A 25,203-nucleotide genomic window follows, 5' to 3' on the forward strand; every position below is an offset into this window, starting at 1 on the left:
CAGCGCCTGCCGATCGCGGGCACCTCGGGAGCCCGTACGCGGTCCGGCAGGGGCTCAGCATGCGCCCGCCCCCACCCCGTCGATCCGCCCCCCAAAGCCCCCCAGGTAGCGGGCGCGCCAGTCGCCGTTGAAGACGTCGCGCTTCTCGACGGGGCTCCAGTTGACGAAACAGGCGCGGGTGGAGGAGACGGCCGAGCCGACGTGGTCGTGGAGGAAGGACGGCATGTCGCGGTAGCCGCTGCGGGACGTCCACTCCCAGCTGCGGTGAGTGAAGCGCGAGACCGGAACGGATGACTCAGTCGGCTGCGACGGGACGGAACTCGTGCTCCGCGGCGGGGAGTCGCGACGCGAGGATCCTGGAGCGCAGCCGGCCGGTCAGGACGCCGGAGAGGAATTCCGTGCAGTTCGTCTCGAAGTGTTCCCAGCGAGGCCCGCGGGACTCGTTGACCATGACGGTCCAGCGGTCCGGATCCTGGTGCGGGCGCACGAGCCAGTACAGGACCTCACCGCTGGGCGTGCTCCCCCAGGAGACGAGCCTGCTGCCGGCCTCGTCCAACTCCGCGGGCTTCTCCTCGCCCATCTCCCAGAAGTCCTCGAGATCGTCCATGCGGCCGTCGTTGTCGAACTCGAGGTCGTAGGCCTGATTCGGGCACTGCGGTTCCAGCAGCCAGATGTGCGCGTCGAACCGCCCGGCGCCGAAAGCCTCGACCAACTCCTTGTAGTCCTGGGGCACTTCGGTTCCCAGCCGTTCCTCGACGGGATTCCAGTCCTTGCGCGTTCCTCTGGGGGACAGACCGTAGAGGTCGAGCAGTTCCCTGAGCGACGTGTTCATCGATCGGTCCTCCAGGAGATGGCGCGGGTCTCATCGGGGCCGCCCCACGATACCAACAGCCCGAAAGGCGAAGTCCTCCCTGCTCAGGAGCACTTCGGAACATTCAGCAGCGTCACGGAATTGAATGTGCCGCCCTGGGCCCGGATGGCGCGCCGCTGTTTCGGATCCTTGGCGTACTCGTAGAACTTGAAGCCGTTCTCACTGTGTGCTTCCAGCGTGAATCCGACGGGGATCGTGTCGCTGTCGCCGCGATAGTGCGGAGTTACCCGGAGATGAACGGTGTCGCCGTTCCGTACCGCCTGCTGGATCTGCAACTCGTAATGACGCATGACGGGCGAGTTCGCGAACTCGTGCATGGTGACGAAATTCCGGGGATCCTCGTTCGATCCGCCGAGCAGAGCACCGAGCAGATGGCCTCGGTTGTACTTCTTCTCCGGATCCCAGCCGGCGGACTCGTCCCCCCACCCGGCAGGGTCGACCTGGGCATCCGTGTACCCGCCCAGCATGTCCTGCTGGATCCTGGCGTGCACCCCGGTGGCGCGGTTGCCGCGGTCCGCGTCGAGCGGGCCGTACTGTACGCGGCCGCCCCAGGTGATGTCCGGGGGTTCCCAGTCGGCCCTGAGGCCCAGCGGGTCCGCCGAGGTGTGCGGGTGGGACACGTAGGCCGAGGGATTCGGGGACGGATAGAGGCCGAGCGGGTCGGGCGTGACGTAGCGGGCGGTCTCCGGGTCGTAGTGGCGCAGGTAGTTGAAGTGCCACCCGGTTTCGGGGTCGGCGTACTGACCCGGGAAGCGCAGGGGGCAGGTCGCGCTGTCGTCGGCGGGGTCGGTGACCGGTATCCCCCAGAGGGTCGTGCGCTGCTGCCACGCGACCCGGCCGTCCGGGGCGATGAGTTCGGTGGGCGTCCCGACGAGATCCGTGACGATCGCGTAGAACCGCCGGTCGGTCTCCGTCGTCGCGGAGCCGTGGTCCACCTGGGCGACGGGGCGATGCCCGATGCCGTACTCCCACGTGGTCGTGCGGCCGGCGGAGGTGGTCTGTTCGGCGAGGCGGGTGCCCGCCCAGGTGAACCGGATCTCCTCGGCGATGCCGCCGTCCGGCGCCAGACGTCGCTTGGCGATGCGTCGGCCGGCCGGGTCGTAGAGGTAGGTCCAGCGGACGCCTTCGGGGGTGACCGCGGCGGCGAGCCGGTCGTACGCGTCCCACTCGAAGGTGCGCACCCGGGTCTGCCCGCTGAGCAGGCGTCTGGCGGTGCGGACGACGCGGCCCTGGGCGTCGTGTTCGTAGGTGGTGCGTCCGGCACGCCTGAGTCGTGCGCCGGAGTACTCCAGGTCCGGCCCGTCGGAACGGGTCGGCGGGGTGTCGGCCAGGGTGAGGTTGCCGAGGGCGTCGTAGGCGTAGCTCTCGGTCCAGCCGCGGGCCCGCACGCCGGTCACCCGGCCGGTGGCGTCCAGGCTGAACCGGCGGCTGCCCGCGCCGAGTTCGGACAGTTCGGTCAGGTAGTCGTCGTCCCGGTAGGAGTAGGCGCGCTGCTGGATCGGCCGGGGTCCGGCCGGGGCGGAGGCCGTGACGGACTGCTCGGTCAGGCGGCCGGTGCTGTCCCAGGCCTGGGACAGGGAGAGCCCGGTCCCGAAGAGACGCGTGACCTCACGCCCGAGTTCGTCGTAGGAGAACTCGGTCCGGTGGCCGGCCACCACCAGTTCCCGGGGCAGACCGGACGGGTCGTAACTCCAGGACGACACGACGCCCGCGGGCGTCGTGCGCCCGGTGAGGCGGCCCACGCGGTCGTAGGCGTACGTCAGCCGTCGTCCGTCGGTCGTCTCGGCGAGCACCCGGCCGCTCGCGTCGTGCTCGCGCACCGTCTCGGCGTGTTCATTGGCGGAGCGCAGCATGTTGCCCGCGTCGTCGTACGCGTACGTGGTCGTCCGCGTGCCGTCGCTGTGTTCCACCAGGCGGCCGAGGACGTCGCGCCGGTAGGTGACGGTCTGGCCGGCTCCGTTGGTGCGGGAGACGAGTTGTCCGGCCGGGTCGTAGCCGTAGGTCAGGGTGCGTCCGGCGAAGTCCGTCTCCCGGACGAGCCGGCCCAGCGGATCGTACGTGTAGGTCCACTCCAGTCCTTCGGAGTTGGTGACCTTGGTGAGCCGCCGCTCCGTGTCGTAGCCGAAGGTGTGCTGTGCGCCTTCCGCGTCGGCGATACCGGACCTGAGGTCGAAGCGCCCGCCCCTGCGGGTGGTCGTGCGGTCTCCGGCGTCGGTGTGGACGACGGGGCTGCCCTCCGGGTCGTACTCCCAGGTCTCCCGCCTGCCGTCGGCGCGCTCGCACCAGGTGACCTGTCCCTCGACCGTCCAGCCGACCCGCACGGTGTGGCCGCCCGCGTCCGTCATCTCCACGATCCGGCCGAAGGCGTCGCGCCGCGCCGTGGTCGTCCGGCCGAGCGCGTCCGTGACCGACAGGGGCAGACCTGCCGCGTCGCAGGTGACGTGCTGACGGGCACCGAGCCCGTCGGTGATCGAGACGAGGTTTCCGGACTCGTCGTAGGCGTACTCGGTGCGCACGCCCATGGGGTCGACGGTCGCGAGGCGGTTGCCCCGCGTGTCGTACTCGCTGCGCCGGCTGCGTCCCGCACCGTCGGTCAGCTCCGTCGGCAGGCCTTGCTCGTCGTAGGTGACGGCGACGACCGTGCCGTCCGGGTAGGTGACGGCGGTGATGCTCCCGGAGCTGTCGTACGTGAAGCGTGACACGCGTCCGAGGGGGTCGGTGACCTTGGTGAGGTGCCGGTTGTCCTCGTCCCACTCCTGGAGGGTGGTGTGCCCGAGGGGGTCGACGGAACGCACCAGCCGGTAGGCCGCGTTGTGCACGTAGGTCTTCGTGTGGCCGAGGGAGTCGGTGAAGCGCGTGGTGCGGCGTTCGTCGTCGTAGGTGAAGGTGGACGACATGATGCCGTCGGAGCCCGTGGTGCGCACGACTCTGCCCGCCGTGTCGTACGCGTAGCCGTAGTCGGTGCCGGTGCGGTCGGTCCAGCCGGTGATGCGGTGCCGGGCGTCGTAGCGCAGGCGCAGCGGAAGACCGGAGGAGTTGTAGACCTCCGTCAGGTCGCCGGCTTCGTCGTATCCGAAGCGGGCCAGGGTCGTCGCCGTGCCGGGACCGTCGGTGTCGAGCAGGCGGAAACCCGCTATCCGGGGCAGGGTGGGGTGGTGGTCGACGGCGACGCGGTAGCCGCCGTGGTGGGTGATCAGCGTGGGGGTGTCGTCGTCGCCGTAGGCGATGTCGATGCGGCGGCCGTTGCGGTCGCCGACGGCGACCAGGTGGAGCACGACCGCGCCCGGACGGCCGGGGGCCGGGCGGGGGCGGTGGAAGGTGAGCGTCCGGCCGGTCGCCGGATCGTGCACGTACATCGGGCTGTTGGGCTCGCCGTCCCAGGTCAGGGGGCGGCGCGGGCCGCGCACCGGCAGTGCCGGGGCCTCGGGGGTCGGCGCGGGATAGGCGAGGAGCATGCCGTCCGAGGTGGCGAACACGACGCCGTTCGCGTCCAGTTGGAGGCGCTGGTCCAGCGTGGAGGCCCAGGTCGGGCCGAACCGGAGCCCGTCCCGGTAGGACGAGATGTGCGTGCGCTCCAGCAGGAGCGGCAGCGCGCCGGGCAGGGCGACGTCGGTGACCGGCAGCAGCATGTCGCCGGTGGCGACGTCCACCGGGTCGGTCTCGCAGTGCTTCTCCTCGCCGGGGATGGACGAACGGTCGGCGTCGTGCGGGCGGATGCCCGGCGTGTCACCGCCCTGCTCCGCACGGGCCGGGCCGGCCGGGGTTCCCGGCTCGTGCCGGGAAGCGGGGTGATGGTGTCCGTCGCGGCGGGCCTGCTGCGCCAGCTCCTCCTCGAGCCTGTCGAAGCGGTCGGCGGCGTCGTGGACGTGCTCGCCCATGCGGTGATGGCCCTTGCCCAGAGCCTGCGGCACCTTGCGGGCGATGTGGTCGAGGATCTCGACGGTGGGCTCGACCAGCTTGCGAACGATACTCACCGCGGCGCCTCAGCCCCCGGTGGTGAAGGTCAGCGCGGACACCGCGCGGCCGAAGGAGCGTCCACCCTCCAGATTGGCGCGCCCCTGTTCCTTCATCCGGTTGGCATGGCCGCGCATCGTCTCGGTGTCGAGCTTCAGACCCGGCTCCTTGCCGACCACGGCACCGACGGCTTCTGTCAGCACCAGCTTGCTCACCGCATGGTCGATCCGTTCCGTCAACGGTCCGATCAGACGGCCCACCAACTCGCCTATGACCTCTTGTTCGAAACGCTGGAGAATGCCGTCCAGGATCTTGTTCTGCACCTCGATCTCAGCGACCGCGGCTGCCTCGGACAGCCCGAGGGTGACCACCGCCGCCGCCTGATCACCGATCAACTCGGCTGCTGCGATGCCGAGTTGAACGATGCATGCGTCCTTCATCCCCTCCACGCCGAGCGCGGCCGTGTCCAGTCCGTCCGCGAGCAGCCGGCAGGCCTCGATGAGCTCCTGCATGTGCTTCTGCGTCTGGCCGCCCCACACCTGGACCAGCGCCGTGTAGGACTGGGCCGCGTAGACCTCCTGGAGATCCTTCGTCACGATGCCGTGCGTGATGTTGTGCGACTCCTCGCAGTGATGGGCGTACTTCCGCAGCTCCTTGGCCGCCTCGCGCAGCTGGTCCTCGTCTATCTCGGGCCAGTTGAAGCCGAGGATGTTCACCACCTCGGTCAGCCAATGCGGCAGATTGATCGACATCCGCCACACCCCCGTATGGTCCGCAGACTTCTCCTGACGCCCGAAGACCATACAAATGTGCGAACGGGAACTGGTGTTCAGTACAGGGGATTTGGCCGGCTGTTGACGCCTGCCGTACGGACCCTTTACCAGATCGCGTCCACCCACTCCGGGTGGTCGATGAACGGGTTCCGGTTGTGCTGGTAGGTGGTGTAGATGACGTCGTTGCGGTTCTCCTCGAAGGAGTCCGGCGGGTCCTCGTCGTTCCACTGCTTGAGGACGGACAGCTTGCCGATGTACGGGTTGGAGCCGTTGTCGACCTTGTCGTCGGGCTCCAGGTTCGCGAACCCGTCGTCGCCCTCGTAGCGGACGGCCATGTAGAGGATCATGCGGGCCACGTCGCCCTTGACCGCGTCGCGCGGCTCGAAGGAGTCCGAGTCGACCTTGCTGCCGCCGCTGTTGGTGAAGGTGGAGCCGCCCTCGTCGAAGTCGAGGTTGCCGCGCTTGCCGTTGACCGCCACGTCCTCGGGCCGGATGTGGTGCAGGTCCGTGCCGGGGCCGGTGGACGTGGTGAGGTCGCCGTGCGAGATCGCCCACACGTGCTCACGGTTCCAGTCGCCGCTGTCACCGCCGTTGAGGGACTTGCTGCGCGAGATGCCCGAGTACAGCAGGATCACGTTGCTGCTGTTGTTCGGGTCCTGGTCGGTCTTCTTCAGGGCGTCCCACAGGGCCGAGTACGACAGCTTGGTGACGTTCGCGCTGATGATCGTGTGCAGGGACGACTTGAGGCTCGTCCCCGTCTTGCCGATCGCGTTCTTGTAGTACGTCGAGTCGTACGCGGTCGTGGTCGCGGCGGCCGGAGTCGCCGTCAGCGCGGGGGCGGTGAGGCCCACCAGGACGGCGGCGGTCGTCAGGGCCACCGACTTCCAGCGCCGGATGTGTGTCGCCAGCATAAAGAGCTTCCCATCTACGCGGGTTGACGAGGCGGCAAGAAGGAGGGTGACATGAACATGAGGACGCGTAGGTGAACGGGACGTAAAAAGAGGCCCCCGACCGCGTGGTCGGGGGCCTCGGTGCTGCCGGTGCGTCAGCTGACGTCGGACGGGTCCAGCCGGTAGAGGGACGAGGTGGTCGACTGCGTCGAAGAGGTGGAGCTCGACGACGAGTTCGAGGACGAGCCCGTCGAGGAGGAGCTCGAACTCGAGCTCTTGCTGTACTCGCTCTCCTTCACCGCCGTGCCGTTCTTCTCCACCCAGGAGGTGACCTGGGAGCTGAGGCTGTCGGTGCCGCCCTGGCCGCCGCCGAAGCCGCCGCCGAGCTGGATGTAGTGCAGCTTGCCCGCCTTCACCAGTTCCTTCAGCTTGGCGACGGTCATCGCGTTGTCCTGGCCGGTGAAGCCCCACATGGAGATGACGGGTTCGTTCGAGCTCAGCTCGATCTGTGACGCGGACTGGGAGTTGGAGACCGCGAGCAGCCAGGTCGCGCCGTCCTTGTGCTTCTTCAGGTAGGCGATGAGGTCGCTGCTCACGCTGCCGCCCATTCCGCCGCCGCCGAAGCCGCCGCCCCCCGTGCGACCGCCGGGCCGACCGGTGCCGCTGCCGGCGCCGGTACCCGTGCCACCGGGAGCCCCGCCGCCGAAGCCGCCGCTCGGCAGCTCGCCGTTGCCGCCGCCGGGTGTCATCTGACCGTTGCCGCCGCCGGGAGCCTGGCCGTTCGTGCCGCCGGTCGGGGCCTCGCCGTTCGCACCGCCCGGGAAGCCGCCGCCCGTCTCGCCGCCGGCCTGGCTGTTCTGGCCGCCACCCTGCCGGCCTGCGCCCGGCAGTTCGCCGCCGCCCGGGAAGCCGCCCCGGTTGCCGCCGCCGCCCGGCCCGCCGCCGAAGCCGCTGCCCGTCGAGGGGCCCGCGGTCGGGTTGGTGCCGCCGCGCATGCCGCCGCCGCTGGCGCTGCCGAACGGCAGGGTCGCCGCGTACGCCGTCGGACCCGCGAGCGCCGCGACCACGGCCGCCGCCAGCGAGGCCGCCAGCAGCCGGGCCTTGTTGCCGGACCGGAAGAGGATCATGCCCACGATGCCGGCCACGGTCAGCACGCCGACCGTCGGCCACAGCCAGGTGTTCCAGCCCGAGGCGCGGCGCAGCAGCACGATCGCCCAGATGCCGGTGACGCCGAAGGCGGCCGGGAGGACCCAGATCCAGCGCTTGTCGGTGCGGAACGCCTGCAGCAGCATCGCGCCACCGCCGCCGCACAGCACCGCGATGCCCGGGGCGAGCGCGGTCGTGTAGTAGGGGTGCATGGTGCCCTGCGCGGTCGCGAAGATCACGTAGTGCAGCAGGGTCCAGCCGCCCCACAGGACCAGCGCCATCCGCCTCAGGTCCGTGCGCGGGGCGCGGCCGCACAGCACCAGGCCGCCGACCAGGGCGATGCCCGCGAAGGGGAGCAGCCAGGAGATCTGGCCGCCGAGGATGTCGTTGAACATCCGGCCGAGGCCCGCGGAGCCGGAGAAGCCGCCGCCACCGCCGCCGGCCCCGCCGTTGCCCTCACCGCCGAAGACGCGGCCGAGACCGTCGTACCCCATGATCAGGTTCCAGGCGGAGCCGTCCGTGGAGCCGCCGATGTAGGGCCGGTCGGAGGCCGGGACCAGGGAGACGGCGACCGCCCACCAGAAGCTGGAGACGGCCAGGACGACCGCCGCAAGGGCCAGGTTGACGGCGCGCTTCGCCCACGTCGCCTTCGACGCGTAGAGGTAGAGCGCGAAGACGGCAGGGAGCGCGATCCAGCCCGCGAGCAGCTTGGTGTTGAAGGCGAGACCGAAGCACGCCGCCGAGCCGAGCAGCGGCAGCAGCTTCTCGTCACGGGTGGCGCGGAACGCGAGCGCCGCGCCCGACACCATCAGGAAGACGAGGATGGTGTCCGGGTTGTTGTCGCGGTTGATGGCGACGGTGATCGGGGTCAGCGCCAGGACCAGCGCGGCGACGGTCGCCGCGCCGTGCCCCCACACCCGCTTCACGGTGGAGTGCAGGATCCAGATCGTGGCGAGCGCGACCACGATCTCGGGCGCCATCATCTGCCAGGTGCCGAAGCCGAAGATGCGGCAGGACAGGCCCATGACCATGAGCGCGAACGGCGGTTTGTCGACGGTCAGGAAGTTGCCGGGGTCGAGCGAACCGAAGAACCAGGCCTTCCAGCTCTTCGTACCGGCCCAGACGGCACCGCTGTAGAAGGTGTTCATGTCGGAACCGGAGAGGTTCCAGGAGTAGAGCACCGCCGCCAGGATCAGGATCGCGATCAGCGCGGGGAGCGACCAGCGCGGCGCCTTGCCCGGCAGGGGAGCCGCGGAGGTCGGCGCGGGGGTCGCCGTGGGCGGGCCCCAGTCGGGGGACACGGGCATGTGGGGGGTGGGATCGGTGGCAGATGTCACCACGCCACCATGAAGGCGGCCGATGGGCGAGGGCTGTGCTGATCCTGGGTGCAGGCTGTGGGTGGATGAGATGTCGGTAAGAGGGCGGCCGCCGCGACCGCCCTCCACGAGGGGGTCAGCGCACCCGGACCGACAGCCGGTAGAACCGCGTCGTCTGCACGGCGTTCTGGTTGTCGTCGCTGACCAGGAGCACCTGGTATGCGCCCTTCGCGCGGCCGGTGACGGCCATGCCCTCGATGTTGTCGAGGAGCGGGTTGGGCTGCGGCTGCTTGGCCGTGGCGCCGAGCGTCGGGCAGGTGGCGATGTCCGTGAGCAGGGTCTTCCTGATCAGCCGTACGCCGGCCTGCCCGGTGAGGTTCTCGATGCGGCTGGTGTCCGTGGCGCGGTGCGGGTCGGCCAGGTAGAGGCGGACGGTGTTGCCGACGCCTGAGGTGAAGCCGCGCTCCAGGACGAGGAGCCGGCCGTCGGGGAGCGCCTGCACCTCGGGGACGCCGAGGATCGGGTCGTCGGTGCGGTAGGCGTACTGGGCCGACGGCTTGAAGTGGTCGTCCTCGGTCCGGGTCCAGGTCTGGAAGCGGACGATCCCGGCGGTGTCGCCGGAGAGGGCGTACTCCATGGAGGCCAGCAGGGTGCGGCCGCCGTTCAGGAGGGTCAGGCCCTCGAAGGTCTGGTTGGTGGTGGCCCGCCCGGCCGGGGAGACGAGGAGCGAGGACGGCACGGGGAGGCGGTCCAGGATCCTGCCGTCCGCCGAGTAGCGGCGGACGGACGGCTCGGTCTCGGAGGTGATCAGCCGGGTGCCGTCCCGGTCCACGACCAGGCCCTCGGAGTCGAGCGCGGCGCCGTTCTCGTCGGCGAGCCCGACGACCTTCTTCGGCGCGAGGGTCCTCGCGTCCAGGTCGAAGAGGTACGACCGGTCGGCGAGGGCGGCGAGCGAGCCGTCCTTGTCCACGGCGAGCGCGGAGAGGTTGCCGACGAAGTAGCCGCCGAAGGTCGTCTTGTCGAGGGCGTCGGAGAAGCTGTCGAGGGAGACCGAGGACGAACACGCGTGGGCGGAGGCGGTGTCGGCCGCGTCGGTGCGGGTCGCGACGGCGTTGGCGGACCCGGCGGCGGACAGGCAGGTGGCCGCCGCCAGGCCGGCGGTGACGGTGGCGAGTACGGTTCGCAGGCGCATGGCGGTCACCGTAGGGGGAACCGGTGACGGGGTGGAGACCGCCCCGTGAAGGAAAGGGCCGATTTCCGGCCGCCGGGACCGCACTTCGCCGCGCGAACCGCCGCCGCGCCTCAGGAGGCCGCGAGGTCCTTGTGGACGACCTTCGCGACGGCCTGGATGGTGTTGATGCCGTAGCTCATGGTGCTGTTGTCCTGGGTCAGGACGGTCATCTGGTAGTCGTGGCCGCCGCCGGTGAACGTGCCGAGGCTGTGCACCCGCCAGCCGTGCGTGGCGCGCTGCAGCCAGCCGTTCTTGACGTGCACGGAGACGCCGGACGGGGCGCCGTACGGGGTGCCCCAGCGCTGGGACGAGATGACCTGCCCCATCAGCTTCAGGATGTAGGCCCGCGAATTGTCGCTCAGCACGGTGTTCTTGGCGGTGACGAGCGCGAGCAGCCGCTGCTCGTCGTGCACGTCGATCTGGGTCAGGCCCCAGTAGCCGTTGGCACCCGGAGTGGTCTGCGTCATCCCGGCGGCGCTCAGGAAGCCCTTGATCTTCGTCAGGCCGAGCTGCTTCCACAGCCTGGTGGTCGCGTCGTTGTCCGACTTGGTGATCATGGCCTTGGTGAGCGTCTGCTCGGTGGTGGTCAGATACCGGTTGTGCTTCTTCGCGTCCCACAGCAGCGTGGCGAGGACGGTCACCTTGACCGTGCTGGCCGAGTCGTAGCGGGTGGTGGAGCGCAGGGTGCAGGTCGTCTTCGTCGAACGGTCGTACAGGCCGACGGCGATCGTCCCCGTGCGGTTCGCGATGGCCGCGGTGATGTCCTTCTGCAGCTTCGTGGCGAGAGCCGCCTTGGCGGACGTACAGCTGACGGCGGGCGCGGCGGCGGAGGCGGGCGCGGCGGCGGCCACGCCGGCTATGAGAAACCCGGTGCCGAGCGCGGTGGCGACCAGCCCTCTCCTTCGTCTGTGAGTCATACCCCCGTTGACACACGGATTCGCGCGAATGGTTGTACGAACGGTCAGGGCGTTAGGCAACCGTCACCTGGGCCGCGTGCCGCCCCGCCGCACCCGTGCCCGAGAATGGGGCCCATGAGAAGCCTGAGTGTGCTGGTCACGGCGATATCCGTGGCCACGGTCGCGCTGTTCGCCGCCGGCTGCACCGGCCACGCCGCGCCCGCCCCCGCGACCTCGTCGCCCACTCCGGTGCCGAGTGTGTCGGCCTCCGTCGACAAGAAGTACGCCTCCGTCACCAAGGCGCCGGTGTTGCTCGAAGGCGAGGTCGTCGCCCAGGCGGCGAACGCCGACGGCGGCCGGGAGATGGAGATCAAGGGCGGCGTCGGCAGCGGCATCCTCTCCGTCCAGGTGAACTGCGAAGGCAAGGGCAGACTGACCGTCACCGTCGAACCGCTGGGCGTGAGCTTCCCGTTCGCCTGTGCCGCCGACCGGGTCGACACCATCGACAACGAGTTCAACTTGAAGCGCCCCCATACGCCGGGCACGGTGCGGGTGACGGCGTCGGCGGGCGTGCGGTGGGCGATCACGGTCGGACGCCAGGACGTGTCCGGCAGTTGACCTTCGGGTCCTGAAGGAAACGGTCTGTGCCCCTCGGAAGCTGCCTCCAGCACCGCAGGCTCTTCGACGAACAGACCGCCTTCCCTGTCCCGCTACGCCGGACACGCCTTGGACGAAACCGACTGGGGCCATCGAAGCCGGCGCCCAGGACACCAACGACGAAGCACCCGACAGCCTCGGCTCCGCACCGACACCCTCCTGTCCGCCTTCGCCGGCGCCTGACCACTGACCTGCTCGGCCAGCGCGCACCACGTCCCTGCGCCCCGCGACGACTTGGACGCCCAGGGGTCCACACGGTCACAGCACTAGGCTTCACGTACGAAGGTCGCGCAGTCCGGACAGTCGTCGAGATATCGGTGCCGGCACTCGACGGTGTGCTGCAGGAAAGTGATCGCGCGCTGCCTCTGGGCGACTTCACTTTCGAGTGCCGCGATCTTCGCCCGTACAACCGCTTGCGCCGTCGATTTCGTCGGCGACACAGCGGCGATGACCTCGGGCAGCGAGAGCCCAACCCGCCGCAGTTTCAGCACGGTGCGCGCCTCCTCCACGGCATCGTCGTCGTAGACGCGGTAGCCGTTGCCATCGCGACGCACGCTGAGTGCCCCAGCGTCTTCCCAGTGCCGCAGCACGTGGGCTTCGATTCCGAGTTCTGTGGCTACTTCGCCGATCGTCTTCACCACTCGACCTTGCCTTCATGTCGACCTGAACCCCTAGCGTCTCGATCATGCTTGATTCCAGTCGCTTCACGGGCGCCCGCCATCATTCGTCGATCCTGGTCACCGGCGCGACCGGCAACCTCGGCCGTGAGGTCGTCAACCGTCTCCAAGCGCACGGCGCGCGCGTGCGAAGCCTCGTACGCCGTCAGAACGGTCCGCGCCCCGGAGCCGAGTCGGTGCTCGGCGACCTCACAGACCCCGCTGCGGTCCGCGAGGCGCTCGTGGGCGTCGACGCTGTCTTTCTCCTCTGGCCACTGCTCGATTCCTCCCCTGCCCACGACCTGGTCGCGGAACTCAGCACTGCGGCAATCCCTGTCGTCTACCTGTCCACCACCGCTGTAGACGACGAAGCCGCCTGCCAGAGTGATCCCATCGTCCAGGTGCACGCGGACATGGAAGCCCTGCTCCGCGACGCCGATCTGCGACCCGTGGTACTGCGCAGCGACACATTGGCATCCAACACCCTTGGCTGGGCAAAGCAGTTGCGGGCGGGCGACGTGGTGTCGGGCGTGGGCACGGCGCGCACAGCGGTGGTCGACGAGCGAGATGTCGCCGATGCGGCGTCAGCCGTGTTGCTCGCACATCACGACCAGCTGGAACAAGACGTCTACATGCTGACGGGACCAGAGGTCCTCAGCCGCGCCGACCAGGTCGCCCGACTCGGTGCTGCTCTCCGGCGCCGTCTGCGCTTTCAGGCGCTCCCCGCTGACCTCGCGCGATCACACATGCTCGAAGACGGCCGCCCCGAGCCGCTGGTGGAAGCGCTGATCGCCGCGTCGCGGCGGCGACCAGAGTCGAACGGGACCACCGATCATGTTGAGCGCCTTACCGGCCGACCGGCCGGCACCTTCGCGAGGTGGGCCGTCGACCACGCGGCCGAGTTCAGCTGACGGAAACCGCGCCAAGCCCCGCAGATCCTTATGGACTGCGCGTCGCACGGGTGGCCGGCCGCCGACTCGGGTGGGCCGGTCGGGTGTGGCGCGGCTCTCGGCGATCCGCAGCACGTCGGTCGGCGCCTCTCTCGTCCGAGCCACCAGGAAACGCAGATCGGCCTTCGTGACCTTCCATTTGCGGCAGGGTTCCACCCGCTGACGGGAGGCGTGACCACGTTGATGTGGTTCGAGGACCAGCGAGGCCGTGCCCTTGATGGCGTTGATCGCCCTCCTCAGGTCCGCTGCGAAGGACAACGAACACCGTGACTGACCGAACGATCTCGAACACGCCGCCATACTCATCGGCTGGCGCCCCGTCCGGGACTCCAAGCACCCCACCGCCCCGCCGTGATCTTCGCGCCCGCCGCACGGGTCCCGTGCGTCGCGGCTGTGAAAGCCACCCGCTAGAGATCGAGGACGACCTCCGTCGCCGGTGTGGTGCAGCAGACCAGGGTCGTGCCGGGCTCGGGGAGGTCGAGGGGTGGGGTGGTGTAGGTGACGTCACCGGTCAGGAGGGGGGTGACGCAGGTGTGGCAGACGCCGGTGCGGCAGGACCAGCGGGTGGGGATGGAGCAGGCCTCGGCGAGTTCGAGGAGCGAGGCGTGGGCGGGGGACCAGGGGGTGGTGATGCCGCTGCGGGTGAAGGTGACGAGGGGGCCGGTGCCCGGCGGGCCGGGCGGCTGGTGCGGGCGTACCGGGGCGGTGGGGCTGACGCCGGGGTTGACGGCGCCGAGCGCGCCGAACCGCTCCGTGCGGATCCGCTCGGGGCGCAGGCCGAGCTCGCGCAGGTGGCCGGAGAGGTCGTCCATGAAGGCGGTCGGCCCGCAGAGGTAGGCGTCGGCGTCGGCGGGGACGCCCAGCGCGGTGAGCGTGACGGTGGTTGGGCGGCCCCGGGTGATCCGGTCGTCGCCGGGCGGCGGTGGCTCCGCGGTGTAGTGGATGTGCTCGCGGGCGTGCGGGAGCCGCCCGAGCAGGGCGTGGGCCTCGTCCGCGAAGGCGTGGTGGGCGCGGTCGTGGGCGGTGTGGATCCACCAGAGGGGGCGTGGGTCCCGTACGGCCGCCAGCCGGTGCAGCATGGCGAGCACGGGCGTGACACCGATGCCCGCCGAGAGGAGGACGACCGGACCGGTGCCCTCTTCGAGGACGAACGTTCCGCGCGGACCGGCGACGTCCACGAGGTCCCCGGTGCGGAGCCGGGCGTGGATGTAGCCGCTGACCTTCCCGTGCGCCTCGTGCTTGACGCTGATGCGGTAGGCGTCGGCGGTGGGCGTGCAGGACAGGGAGTAGCTGCGTACGGTCCTGGCGGTGCCGTCGACGGCGAGGCGCAGCGAGAGGTACTGGCCGGGGCGGCCCGCGGGCGGCGTGGTGCCGTCGGTGGTGGCGAGGTGCACGGAGGAGACGTCGGGGGTCTCGGGGACGATGCGGGCCACGCGCATGGGCCTGAAGCCCGGTGTCCCCGGCGCGGGAGCCTCGGGCCGGCCGGACTGCCCGGCGGCGGCGAGTTCACGGAAGGACTGCTGCCACCCGGGACTGAGGGCGGGAATGCGCAGGGCGGCCCGCAGCTTCGCGGGGTCACGGCCGGGCAGGTAGAGCAGCGCGTCGGTGTCGGCGACGCTGAGCTCCTCCGGGCCCCGGCGGGTGCGGGTGATCTCGTCACCGGCCCGGACCCGGCCCTCGGTGATCACCCGCAGGTAGAAGCCCGGACGGTGGTGGGCGACCAGGAGCGAGGCCATGGCGGGTTCGCCCAGGCGCATGCCGACGCGGTAGCAGGTGACGCGGGGCTGGGTCACCTCGAACTCGGCCTCGCCGATGCGGTACCGGTCGCCGATGCACACCTCGTCGTCGGGCAGGCCGTCGACGGTGAAGTTCTCCCCGAACATCCCGAAGGCGAGGTCGTCGCGGCCGAGCTGCTTTTGCCAGTACCGGTAGGACTCCAGCTGGTAGACGAGGACGGCCCGGATCTCACCGCCGTGCCCGGCCAGGTCGCCCTGGCCGTCCCCCTCGACGTTCAGCCGCCGCACCATGCGGCTGCCGTCCACGGGGGACTTCCACGCCCCGGTGCGCACGGTCCTGCCCTGCCAGGGGACGTCCTCGGGCATCCCCACGTTGACGGACAGCAACCTCGCCATGCGGACCTCCTGCGGGGGCCGGCACCACCATGCTCCCCTGAACACGCATCCTGATGCCTCCGCCGGGATTCCGCGAACGCAGACGGCCGGCTCTCCGTGCACCGGGACGGCCGTTCCTCTGTTACCGAACCCGGACGGAACCCGGTGAACAACCCCCCGCCCGGGTGCCGTCTCACCGGGCGCAGGACAGAGCGTCCTGACAACCGATGGGGGATCCCGATGACGACCACGCGCCGTGCCCGCCGTACCGCCCGTTCCGCCGCCCTGGTGGCAGTCGCCGCCGCTGCGGCGTTCTCGCTGACCGCCTGCCAGGGAGGAACGGGCAAGGACGGCGCCGCCGGCCCGGAGCAGAAGGCCTCCGCGACCCGCGCCGCCGCCGGGACCCCCCACGCCACCGCGGCCGGCGGCTCCACGCCGGCCGCCTCCGGCAAGAGCGCGGCCGACGTGCGGACCCGGACGCTCGCCCCGTCCCGCACCACCGCACCGGCCACCACGGCCAAGGCGGCGGCACCGGCCCGTACCCAGACCCTGGCGGACGGCAGCAAGGCCGAGATCTACCGGCTCGGCGCCGAGCACTACCGTGCCAGGATCGTCAGCCGTGGCGAGGTCCTGGCCACGATGGAGACCGCCGGGACGGACGCCGGACTCGACGCCAACGACATGTTCGTCGTGCTCACCCTGGGCGGCGAGGTCCACTCGTGGCTGGGCGGCGGACACACCGGACCGGGCACCTTCAGGCTCGCGGGCGGCTGGACGGCCAAGGTCACGAAGACGGGCGAGCTCAGGTACCGCGCGCAGATCATCGGCAACGACGGCTCGGTGGACGGCACGCTGGAGGCGAACCAGCAGGACGCCGGGCTCGACGCCAACGGCGTGTACATCGTGCTCAGCGCGGGCGGTGTGATCAGCGCCCACGAGTAGGCGTCCGCGGTGAGCCCTCCTGCGCCCCGCCCCCCGTTTTGTTGCGGAAGGATGAAATCCGCTTCGGTCCGTGTTGTGACCTTGTGGAAGAACAGGGCGAACGGAGGGCACCCGCGTGGCAGCGCAACAGGGGGAACGGCAGCAGGGCGGCTGGGCGCGCAGGCTGGCGGGGTATGCCTGGCGGCATCCCCGGGACGTCGTGCTCGCGCTCGGGTCCTCGCTGGCCGGTATGGCGGTGCTCGCCGTCGTACCCCTGATCACCAAGGTGATCATCGACGACGTGATCGGCGACCACAGCCGGTCCATGGGGCCCTGGGCCGGTGCCCTGGTCGGTGCCGCCGTCCTCGTCTACGCGGCCACCTTCGTGCGCCGCTACTACGGCGGCCGGCTCGCCCTCGACGTCCAGCACGACCTGCGGACCGAGATGTACGACACCCTCACCCGGCTCGACGGACGGCGGCAGGACGAGCTGTCCACGGGCCAGGTGGTGGGACGCGCCACCAGCGACCTCCAGCTCATCCAGGGGCTCCTCTTCATGCTGCCGATGACCATCGGCAACGTCCTCCTCTTCCTGATCTCCCTCGCGATCATGGCCTGGCTGTCGCCGCCGCTCACCCTGGTCGCCCTCGCCGTCGCCCCGGCCCTGTACTGGATCGCCAAGCGCAGCCGCAGCAAGCTGCACCCCGCCACCTGGTACGCCCAGGCCCAGGCCGCGGCCGTGGCCGGGGTGGTCGACGGCGCGGTGAGCGGCGTGCGGGTGGTGAAGGGGTTCGGGCAGGAGGAGCAGGAGACCGGGAAGCTGAAGGAGGTCGGGCGCAGGCTCTTCGCCGGGCGGCTGCGCACGATTCGGCTGAACAGCAGGTTCACCCCGGCCCTCCAGGCCGTCCCGGCCCTCGGCCAGGTCGCCATGCTCGCGCTCGGCGGCTGGCTCGCCGTCCGCGGTCACATCACCCTCGGCACCTTCGTCGCCTTCTCCTCCTACCTCGCCCAGCTGGTCGGCCCGGTCCGGATGCTCGCCGTGGTCCTCACCGTCGGCCAGCAGGCCCGCGCGGGCACCGAGCGGGTGCTCGAACTGATCGACACCGAGCCCACCATGAAGGAGGGCACCAAGACCCTCCCCGCCGACGCGCCCGCGACCGTCGAGTTCGACGACGTGTCGTTCGGGTACGACGACGAGCGCCCGGTCCTGAAGGGGCTCAGCTTCGAGATCCGGCCGGGCGAGACCCTCGCCGTCGTCGGCTCCTCCGGCTCCGGCAAGTCCACGGTCTCCCTCCTCCTGCCGCGCTTCTACGACGTCACCCACGGCGCCGTCCTGATCGGCGGCCACGACGTCCGCGAGCTGACCCACGACTCGCTCAGGGCCGCGATCGGCCTGGTCCCCGAGGACTCGTTCCTCTTCTCCGACACGGTCCGCAACAACGTCGCCTACGGCCGTCCCGAGGCGACCGAGGACGAGATCCTCGCCGCCGCCCGCGCCGCCCAGGCCGACCGGTTCATCGCCGAGCTGCCCGACGGCTACGACACCAAGGTCGGCGAACAGGGCCTCACCCTCTCCGGTGGCCAGCGCCAGCGCATCGCCCTCGCCCGTGCCCTGCTCACCGACCCCCGGCTCCTCGTCCTCGACGACGCCACCTCGGCCGTCGACGCCCGCGTGGAGCACGAGATCCACGAGGCCCTCGCGCACGTGATGCGGGGGCGCACCACGCTCCTCATCGCGCACCGCCGCTCCACCCTCAACCTCGCCGACCGCATCGCCGTCCTCGACGGCGGCCGGCTCACCGACATCGGCACCGACGAGGAGCTCCAGCAGCGGTGCGCCCTGTACCGCAGGCTCCTCACCGACCCCGACGAGCTCGGCGGGGTCTCCCCGGGGCACGCGCTCCCCCTCGAACCGCGCGAGGACACCTCCGTACGGGACGAGCTGGACGCCGAGTTCGACGCCGAGCGCGGCGTGACCCCGCGGCTGTGGACCGGCGACCGCACGCCCCGCGACCACGCCCTCGCCGGCACCCCGGCCACTCCCGAACTGCTCGCCCAGGTCGAGGCGCTGCCCCCGGCGACCGACGTCCCCGACATCGACGAGGCCGGTGCCGTCCGCCCCGAGGACTCCTACGGCCTGCGCCGCCTGCTGCGCGGCTTCGGCGCGCCCCTGCTGGTCAGCCTCGCGCTGGTCGCCGTGGACGCCGGCATGGGCCTGCTGCTCCCGGTGCTGATCCGGCACGGCATCGACCAGGGCGTCAGTAAACTGGCGCTCGGCGCGGTCTGGGCGGCCGCGCTGCTCGGCCTGTTCGCGGTGCTCGCCCAGTGGGCGGCCCAGATCGGCGAGACCCGGATGACCGGCCGTACCGGCGAACGGGTCCTCTACTCCCTCCGCCTGAAGATCTTCGCCCAGCTCCAGCGGCTCGGACTCGACTACTACGAGCGGGAGCTGACCGGCCGCATCATGACGCGGATGACGACGGACGTCGACGCCCTCTCCACCTTCCTCCAGACCGGCCTGGTCACCGCCTTCGTCTCCGTCGTCACCTTCTTCGGCATCATGGTCGCCCTGCTGGTGATCGACGTGCAGCTCGCGCTGGTCGTCTTCCTCACCCTGCCCCCGCTGGTCGTGGCGACCTTCTTCTTCCGCCGGGCGAGCGTGAAGGCGTACGAACTCGCCCGGGAGCGGGTGTCGGTGGTCAACGCCGACCTCCAGGAGTCGGTGTCCGGCCTGCGGATCGTGCAGGCCTTCCGGCGCGAGCGGGACAGCCGCCACCGCTACACCGAGCGCAGCGAGAGCTACCGACGTGCCCGTATCCGGGGCCAGTTGCTGATATCGCTCTACTTCCCGTTCGTCCAGCTGCTGTCGTCGGTGGCCGCGGCGAGCGTGCTGATGTCGGGCGCCCACCGGGTCGAGGCGGCCACCCTCACCACCGGCGCCCTGGTCGCCTACCTCCTCTACATCGACCTGTTCTTCGCCCCCGTCCAGCAGCTCTCCCAGGTCTTCGACGGATACCAGCAGGCGACCGTCTCCCTCGGCCGCATCCAGGAACTCCTGCGCGAGCCGACCTCCACCAAGTCGGCGGAGCGACCGCGGGAGGTGCGGTCGCTCCACGGCGACATCGCCTTCGAGAACGTGCACTTCGCCTACGGGGCCGCCGACGAGGGCGACGCGGCACTCGGCGGCATCGACCTGGCCATCCCCGCCGGGCAGACCGTCGCCTTCGTCGGCGAGACCGGCGCGGGCAAGTCGACCCTGGTCAAGCTGGTCGCGCGGTTCTACGACCCGACGGGCGGCCGGGTGACGGTCGACGGCACGGACCTGCGCGACCTCGACCTCACCTCGTACCGCCACCGGCTCGGGGTCGTCCCGCAGGAGGCGTACCTCTTCCCCGGGACCGTCCGGGACGCCATCGCCTACGGGCGCCCGGACGCGACCGACGCCCAGGTGGAGGCGGCGGCCCGCGCGGTCGGCGCCCACGAGATGATCGCCACCCTCGACGGCGGCTACCTCCACGAGGTGGCCGAGCGCGGCCGCAACCTCTCCGCGGGCCAGCGCCAGCTCATCGCCCTCGCGCGCGCGGAGCTGGTCGACCCCGACGTGCTGCTCCTCGACGAGGCGACGGCGGCCCTGGACCTGGCGACCGAGGCCCAGGTCAACATGGCCACCGACCGGCTGACGGGCCGTCGTACCACCCTCGTGGTCGCCCACCGGCTGACCACCGCGGCCCGCGCCGACCGGGTGGTGGTCATGGACCACGGCCGGGTCGCCGAGGACGGCACCCACGACGAACTGCTGGCCCTCGACGGCCGGTACGCCGAACTGTGGCGCACCTTCATCGGCCGGCCCGAGGAGGAGCCGGAGGAGCCGGTGGGCGCGACCCGGTGAGCTCGCCTCCCTGACGGCCGTGCAACCATCCGACACATGTCGGGCGTCCGTACATCAGTACGGTCATGGTGGGGGCACGGCTGCGGTACGGGAGGGAACGACTGTGGACAGTGGTGCGATACGCCGGCGTCTGGCGCTCGGTACGGCCGTGCTGGCCGCCTCCGGGGCGCTCGCGCTCGTGGCGCCGGCCGAGGCGCAGGCCGCGACGGCCACGAACTGCGCCGGACGCGAGGTGCGGACCCTGTCCTTCGCCGCCGGCACCGTGCACGTCTACCGGCAGGGCGGCTACGTCTGCGCGATCACCCTGCCCAAGAACTCCGGCGGCAGGCGGACGATGTCCGTCAGCGTCCAGGCCCGCGGCAACCGCCCGGTCGTCGACAAGGGCAAGTACAGCCACCGCGCCGGCCCGGTCACGGTCCACGCGGGACACCGCTGCGTGTGGGTGCGGGGCACGGTCGGGGGGAGCTCGGTGAGCTCGGGCTGGATCCTTTGCTGAGGGAGGACGAACCGCCGGTGCGCGTACGACGAGAGGTCCGGTGGGTCCTGTGGGCGCTGTGGGGTGCGTGTCTGGTGTTCTGCGTCTGGTTCTTCGCGGCGGCGGTCGCGCTGTTCCGGCAGGCCGAGTCATGGTGACCCTGGTGGTGTCCGCAGGATGACCGCGACGCCCGCCGGCTTCCCGGCCCGGGCCCCGCACGCCCCGGTCCAGGCCGACACGGGCGTTCACAACCGCCGGGCGCAGCCCACCGGTTGCTCCCCGCCCAGCTGGACGTACAGGGCGGTGGACGCCGGGCAGGCGTCCCGCGAGGTCACCGCCCCGACCACCCGGTACTGCGGTTTCCGTTTCCCCGAGCCGTCGCAGGCGGTCTCGCGGACCTGGCCGTGGCCCGAGCCGTAGACGCAGTCGCCGACGACGGTGCGCGGCCCGCCGCCCCCGCCCGGGTCACCGGGGTGCGGCGGCTCCAGGTTGCGCATGCAGGCGTAGCCCTGCGGGATCGTTCCGTCGCCGTCCTCGCCGCCGCCCGTGCGCTGGGCGCCTATGTGGAGAACGAAGTCGGTGGTGGGCGGGCACAGCGGCCCGTCGGCCACGGTGCCGTCGTACCGGGCGATCACCCGGGCCGCCGCGCGTTCCCCGGTGCAGGGCACCTCGGTGAAGCTGGCGGTCCCGAACGAGCTGCACTCGCCGACCGCGAGGAACTGCGCGCCGTACCCGGCCGGCGCCGGGCTCGCCGTCGACCGCGCGCTGCCCGCCGGCGCCCCGGACGACGACGTCCGGCAACCGGCCGGCAGCAGCACGACGGCCACCGCAACCAGTACCCCCGCACAACGCCTGTTCCGCATAGTGACCCCCCTGCCAGCGTGGCCCGCGATCACGGTCCGCGTCAGCTGTACGGGAGGCTTTCCGCCTTTTGGGGGCATTACGCCCGGTTCGGTGGCGTACGTCTAGTACGTCAGTCCGTGGCCGATCGGATACAGCACCCGGGCCGGATCGTCCGCCCGCTGCACCGGCACCGGCAGACTGCCCCGCGGTGCCACCTCGCCCGCGATCACCCGTGCCGCGGCCCGCAGTTCGACGTCGGTCCAGGAGTAGGTCGCCAAGCAGGCCTTGACGGAGGGGAGTTGGGCGACATCGTACGGATTGCGCACCGCCACCGCCACCACGGGGACGCCGGTCGCGACCAGCCGTTCCACCAGCCGCTGCTGTCCGCTGTCCGCCGTCACGTTGTACGTCCCGACGACCACCGCGTCCGCTCCCCGGGCCGCCGCGACCGCCTCGTCCACGTCGGCGGCGGAGGGGTCCGTGCCCGTGGACAACGCGGTCGCGGCGAAGCCGAGTTCGGTGAGGGCGGCGGCGAGCACGCCGGTCGGCGGTCCCGTCGTACCGGACGGGGAGGCCGGGTCGGCGCCGACGACCAGCACCGTGCCGTGCGTACCGCGGGACAGCGGGAGCAGGCCGCCCTCGTTGACCAGCAGGGTGGTGGTGCGCTCGGCGATGCGGTCGGCGGCGGCGAGGTGCTGCCCCGTGCCGACCACCCGTCCCACGTCCTTCTCGTGCACGTACGGCCGGTCGAGCAGCCCCAGCCGGGACTTCAGCCGCAGGATCCGGAGGATCGACTCGTCCAGCCGGGACTCGGTCAGTTCGCCGTCCTGTACGGCCTTCAGGACGGCGTGCCAGGCGACGTCCGGCTTGGGCGGGTCGAGGAGCTGGTCCACACCGGCCCGCAGGGCGAGCACGGGCACCCGGGCGTCGCCGTACTTCGTGCGGACCCCCGCCATGCCGAGGGAGTCGGTCACCACGACCCCGTCGTAGCCGAGTTCGCCGCGCAGGATGCCGGTGAGGACGGGGTGGGACAGGGTGGCCGGGTCGCCGGAGCCGTCCAGGGCCGGGAACTGGATGTGCGCGGTCATGACCGAGTCGACGCCGGCCGCGATCGCCGCGCGGAACGGGACCGCGTCCAGCTTCTCCCACAGCTCCCGGCTGTGCGTGATCACCGGGAAGCCGGTGTGGCTGTCGACGGCGGTGTCGCCGTGCCCCGGGAAGTGCTTGACGGTGGCCGCCACGCCCGCGTCCCGGTACCCCTGGACCTCGGCGGCGACCAGGGCCCCGACCGCGTCCGGACCGGCCCCGAAGGACCGTACGCCGATGATCGGGTTGGCCGGGTTCACGTTGACGTCGGCGTCGGGGGAGTAGTCCTGCCGGACGCCCATCGCGCGCAGCTCCGCGCCGGAGATGCGGCCGAGGGTGCGGGCGTCGGTGCGGGAGCCGCCCGCCCCCATGGCCATGGCGCCGGGGAAGAGGGTGGCGGGCCTGCCGATCCGGCAGACGGCGCCGTGCTCCTGGTCGGTGGCGATGAGGACGGGCAGGCCGCGCGGCTGTGCCAGCGAGGCCCGCTGGATCCCGTTCGACAGCTCGGCGATCTGCCGCGGGTCGCGGGTGTTGTGCGTCCAGGTGAAGTAGATGATCCCGCCGACCCGGTACTTCGCGATCAGCTCGGCGGCGGTGCGGACGCCGATCTCCTTGAGGTTGGCGTCGATGTCGGCCTGGTCGGGGTCGGTGGCCGAGTGCCCGTAGACCCGCATCACGAACAGCTGGCCGACCTTCTCCTCGATCGTCATCCGCGCGACGAGCGCCCGGAGCTTCTTGTCGTCGGCGCCGAAGGCATCCGTGCCGGTGCCGACGGCCAGTCCCGCGGTGACGCCCGCGGTCGCGGCGAGAACGGTGCGTCTGGAGGGCACGTGCGCTCCTTTGGGTGGGGAATGCACAGTAACCAGAAAGGGGCCGCCATCGGCGCATTGGAGGGGGGCACGTCGATGGCGGCGGGCCGACGGCCGCGGTGCGGCGGAGAGGGTAGGTCAGCGATCGCAGCCAGCAGCGAGGGCCGACACCACACCACGGAGACTCTTCCGGCAGCCTGCGTGTTGGACGGGCGGGGGAGGGACCGGGTTCCCACGCACACGGGAATTCCCGGAAGTCGGGAGCGGTGGGACTGCAGATACGTCGGTGAAGCGCCCCTGAAAGGGGCGCCGGGGGTACCCCCGGCCGAAGGCTGGGGGAGGAACGGCGCGAACAGCCCCCACCGGCCCGCGCGCACCGAAGGCCTGTTCCACCCCATGGACAAACGCCCCCGCACCCCAGGGAAACCAGAGATCATCGGCCCATGCCCCTCGTCGCGATCCCCGGTTCCAAGTCCGTCACCGCCCGCGCCCTCTTCCTCGCGGCCGCCGCCGACGGAGTCACCACCCTCGTCCGCCCCCTCCGCTCCGACGACACCGAGGGTTTCGCCGAGGGCCTGGCCCGGCTCGGCTACCGCGTCGGCCGCACCCCCGACACCTGGCAGGTGGACGGCCGCCCGCAGGGCCCCGCCCTCCCCGAGGCCGAGGTCTACTGCCGGGACGGCGCCACCACCGCCCGCTTCCTGCCCACCCTCGCCGCGGCCGGCCACGGCAGCTACCGCTTCGACGCCTCCGAGCAGATGCGCCGCCGCCCCCTCGCCCCGCTCACCCGCGCCCTGCGCGACCTCGGCGTCGACCTGCGCCACGAGGCCGCCGAGGGCCACCACCCGCTGCGCATCGAGGCGGCCGGGGTCGAGGGCGGCGAGGTGACGCTCGACGCCGGGCAGTCCTCGCAGTACCTCACCGCCCTGCTGCTGCTCGGCCCGCTCACCCGCAAGGGCCTGCGGATCCGGGTGACGGACCTGGTGTCCGCGCCGTACGTGGAGATCACGATCGCGATGATGCGGTCGTTCGGGGTGGAGGTGGCACGGGAGGGCGAGGTCTTCGTCGTCCCGCCGGGCGGCTACCGGGCCACCACCTACGCGATCGAGCCCGACGCCTCCACCGCCGGCTACTTCTTCGCCGCGGCGGCCGTGACGGGCCGTGAGGTCACCGTGCCGGGGCTCGGGCGGGGCGCCCTCCAGGGCGACCTTGGGTTCGTGGACGTCCTGCGGCGGATGGGCGCGGACGTCGAGATCGCCGAGGACCGGACGACCGTGCGGGGCACCGGCACGCTCCGCGGCCTCACCGTCGCCATGCGGGACATCTCCGACACCATGCCGACCCTCGCGGCCATCGCCCCCTTCGCGAGCGGTCCCGTCCGCATCGAGGACGTGGCGAACACCCGGGTGAAGGAGTGCGACCGGCTCGACGCCTGCGCGGAGAACCTGCGCCGGCTGGGGATCGAGGCCGCCACCGGGGACGACTGGATCGAGATCCGGCCCGGCACCCCCGCCCCGGCCGAGATCAAGACCTTCGGCGACCACCGCGTCGTGATGTCCTTCGCGGTGACCGGCCTGCGCACGCCCGGGATCTCCTTCGACGACCCGGGATGCGTGAAGAAGACGTTCCCGGGCTTCCACGAGGCGTTCGGGGAGCTGGCCGAGGGGTGGGGGATCCCGGTCGCCGGGGTGTGATCCGGGGATCCTGGTCGGCCGGGCGTGATCCGGGG

The 25,203-nt window shown here is 71.4% G+C and carries 18 protein-coding genes; 6 read left to right on the forward strand and 12 right to left on the reverse strand.

The features are described from left to right. Window positions 1-54: 54 nt before the first annotated feature. From ACFY0K_RS11895 to ACFY0K_RS11930, 8 genes are all read right to left on the reverse strand, one after another. Window positions 55-225: a hypothetical protein gene (locus ACFY0K_RS11895; protein ID WP_390639703.1), complete on the reverse strand. Its 171-nt coding sequence runs from the start codon at window positions 223-225 to the stop codon at window positions 55-57. Window positions 226-295: 70 nt separating this feature from the next. Next, entirely contained in the window at window positions 296-832 is a 537-nt protein-coding gene (locus tag ACFY0K_RS11900) for an SMI1/KNR4 family protein (RefSeq protein WP_390639704.1), read from the reverse strand. A gap of 83 nt (window positions 833-915) precedes the next feature. After that, entirely contained in the window at window positions 916-4,845 is a 3,930-nt protein-coding gene (locus ACFY0K_RS11905; protein ID WP_390639705.1) for a DUF6531 domain-containing protein, read from the reverse strand. Between the two features lie 9 nt (window positions 4,846-4,854). Continuing rightward, entirely contained in the window at window positions 4,855-5,577 is a 723-nt protein-coding gene (locus ACFY0K_RS11910) for a hypothetical protein (RefSeq protein ID WP_390639997.1), read from the reverse strand. Window positions 5,578-5,702: 125 nt separating this feature from the next. Further along, window positions 5,703-6,509, reverse strand: coding sequence for an endonuclease I family protein (locus ACFY0K_RS11915; protein ID WP_390639706.1), 807 nt, complete (start codon window positions 6,507-6,509; stop codon window positions 5,703-5,705). Window positions 6,510-6,643: 134 nt separating this feature from the next. Further along, window positions 6,644-8,971, reverse strand: a complete 2,328-nt coding sequence (locus ACFY0K_RS11920) for a glycosyltransferase family 39 protein (RefSeq protein WP_390639707.1) — start codon at window positions 8,969-8,971, stop codon at window positions 6,644-6,646. 115 nt (window positions 8,972-9,086) lie between these two features. Then, window positions 9,087-10,142 (reverse strand): esterase-like activity of phytase family protein, encoded by a 1,056-nt coding sequence (locus tag ACFY0K_RS11925; RefSeq protein WP_390639708.1) that lies wholly within the window; start codon window positions 10,140-10,142, stop codon window positions 9,087-9,089. Window positions 10,143-10,252: 110 nt separating this feature from the next. Then, a complete protein-coding gene (locus ACFY0K_RS11930; protein WP_390639709.1) occupies window positions 10,253-11,098 on the reverse strand; it encodes a serine hydrolase in 846 nt (281 codons plus the stop codon). Window positions 11,099-11,212: 114 nt separating this feature from the next. On the opposite strand from ACFY0K_RS11930, the gene ACFY0K_RS11935 reads away from it, so the two are divergent. Then, on the forward strand, window positions 11,213-11,695 hold the full coding sequence (locus ACFY0K_RS11935; protein ID WP_390639710.1) for a hypothetical protein: 483 nt from the start codon (window positions 11,213-11,215) through the stop codon (window positions 11,693-11,695). Between the two features lie 305 nt (window positions 11,696-12,000). Here the strand turns inward: ACFY0K_RS11935 and ACFY0K_RS11940 are convergent, their stop codons facing one another. Then, complete coding sequence (locus ACFY0K_RS11940) at window positions 12,001-12,372, reverse strand: MerR family transcriptional regulator (RefSeq protein ID WP_390639711.1); 372 nt, start codon at window positions 12,370-12,372, stop codon at window positions 12,001-12,003. A gap of 47 nt (window positions 12,373-12,419) precedes the next feature. Between ACFY0K_RS11940 and ACFY0K_RS11945 the strand changes: the two genes are divergently transcribed. Then, the gene (locus tag ACFY0K_RS11945; protein ID WP_390639712.1) at window positions 12,420-13,301 is read left to right on the forward strand and encodes an NAD(P)H-binding protein; all 882 of its coding nucleotides are present in this window, start codon (window positions 12,420-12,422) and stop codon (window positions 13,299-13,301) included. 446 nt (window positions 13,302-13,747) lie between these two features. Here ACFY0K_RS11945 and ACFY0K_RS11950 read toward each other — a convergent pair whose 3' ends face one another. After that, window positions 13,748-15,472: an MOSC domain-containing protein gene (locus tag ACFY0K_RS11950; RefSeq protein ID WP_390639713.1), complete on the reverse strand. Its 1,725-nt coding sequence runs from the start codon at window positions 15,470-15,472 to the stop codon at window positions 13,748-13,750. Between the two features lie 219 nt (window positions 15,473-15,691). On the opposite strand from ACFY0K_RS11950, the gene ACFY0K_RS11955 reads away from it, so the two are divergent. The 3 genes from ACFY0K_RS11955 (at window position 15,692) to ACFY0K_RS11965 (ending at window position 20,757) form a co-directional block, all read left to right on the forward strand. Beyond that, window positions 15,692-16,393: a hypothetical protein gene (locus ACFY0K_RS11955; RefSeq protein ID WP_390639714.1), complete on the forward strand. Its 702-nt coding sequence runs from the start codon at window positions 15,692-15,694 to the stop codon at window positions 16,391-16,393. Window positions 16,394-16,508: 115 nt separating this feature from the next. Continuing rightward, on the forward strand, window positions 16,509-20,261 hold the full coding sequence (locus ACFY0K_RS11960; RefSeq protein ID WP_390639715.1) for an ABC transporter ATP-binding protein: 3,753 nt from the start codon (window positions 16,509-16,511) through the stop codon (window positions 20,259-20,261). 103 nt (window positions 20,262-20,364) lie between these two features. After that, a complete protein-coding gene (locus tag ACFY0K_RS11965) occupies window positions 20,365-20,757 on the forward strand; it encodes a hypothetical protein (RefSeq protein WP_390639716.1) in 393 nt (130 codons plus the stop codon). Window positions 20,758-20,981: 224 nt separating this feature from the next. Here the strand turns inward: ACFY0K_RS11965 and ACFY0K_RS11970 are convergent, their stop codons facing one another. Continuing rightward, window positions 20,982-21,599 carry a hypothetical protein gene (locus ACFY0K_RS11970; protein ID WP_390639717.1) on the reverse strand — a complete coding sequence of 206 codons (618 nt, stop codon included), beginning with the start codon at window positions 21,597-21,599 and terminating at the stop codon, window positions 20,982-20,984. A 102-nt stretch (window positions 21,600-21,701) separates the two neighbouring features. Next, the gene (locus tag ACFY0K_RS11975; protein ID WP_390639718.1) at window positions 21,702-23,495 is read right to left on the reverse strand and encodes a glycoside hydrolase family 3 protein; all 1,794 of its coding nucleotides are present in this window, start codon (window positions 23,493-23,495) and stop codon (window positions 21,702-21,704) included. A gap of 422 nt (window positions 23,496-23,917) precedes the next feature. Here ACFY0K_RS11975 and aroA point away from each other — a divergent pair, with 422 nt between their 5' ends. Beyond that, window positions 23,918-25,168 carry a 3-phosphoshikimate 1-carboxyvinyltransferase gene (gene aroA / locus ACFY0K_RS11980; protein ID WP_390639719.1) on the forward strand — a complete coding sequence of 417 codons (1,251 nt, stop codon included), beginning with the start codon at window positions 23,918-23,920 and terminating at the stop codon, window positions 25,166-25,168. The last annotated feature ends 35 nt before the right edge of the window (window positions 25,169-25,203 follow it).

The sequence above is a fragment of the Streptomyces sp. NPDC001507 genome (genome assembly GCF_042894765.1).
Taxonomy (GTDB): Bacteria; Actinomycetota; Actinomycetes; order Streptomycetales; family Streptomycetaceae; genus Streptomyces.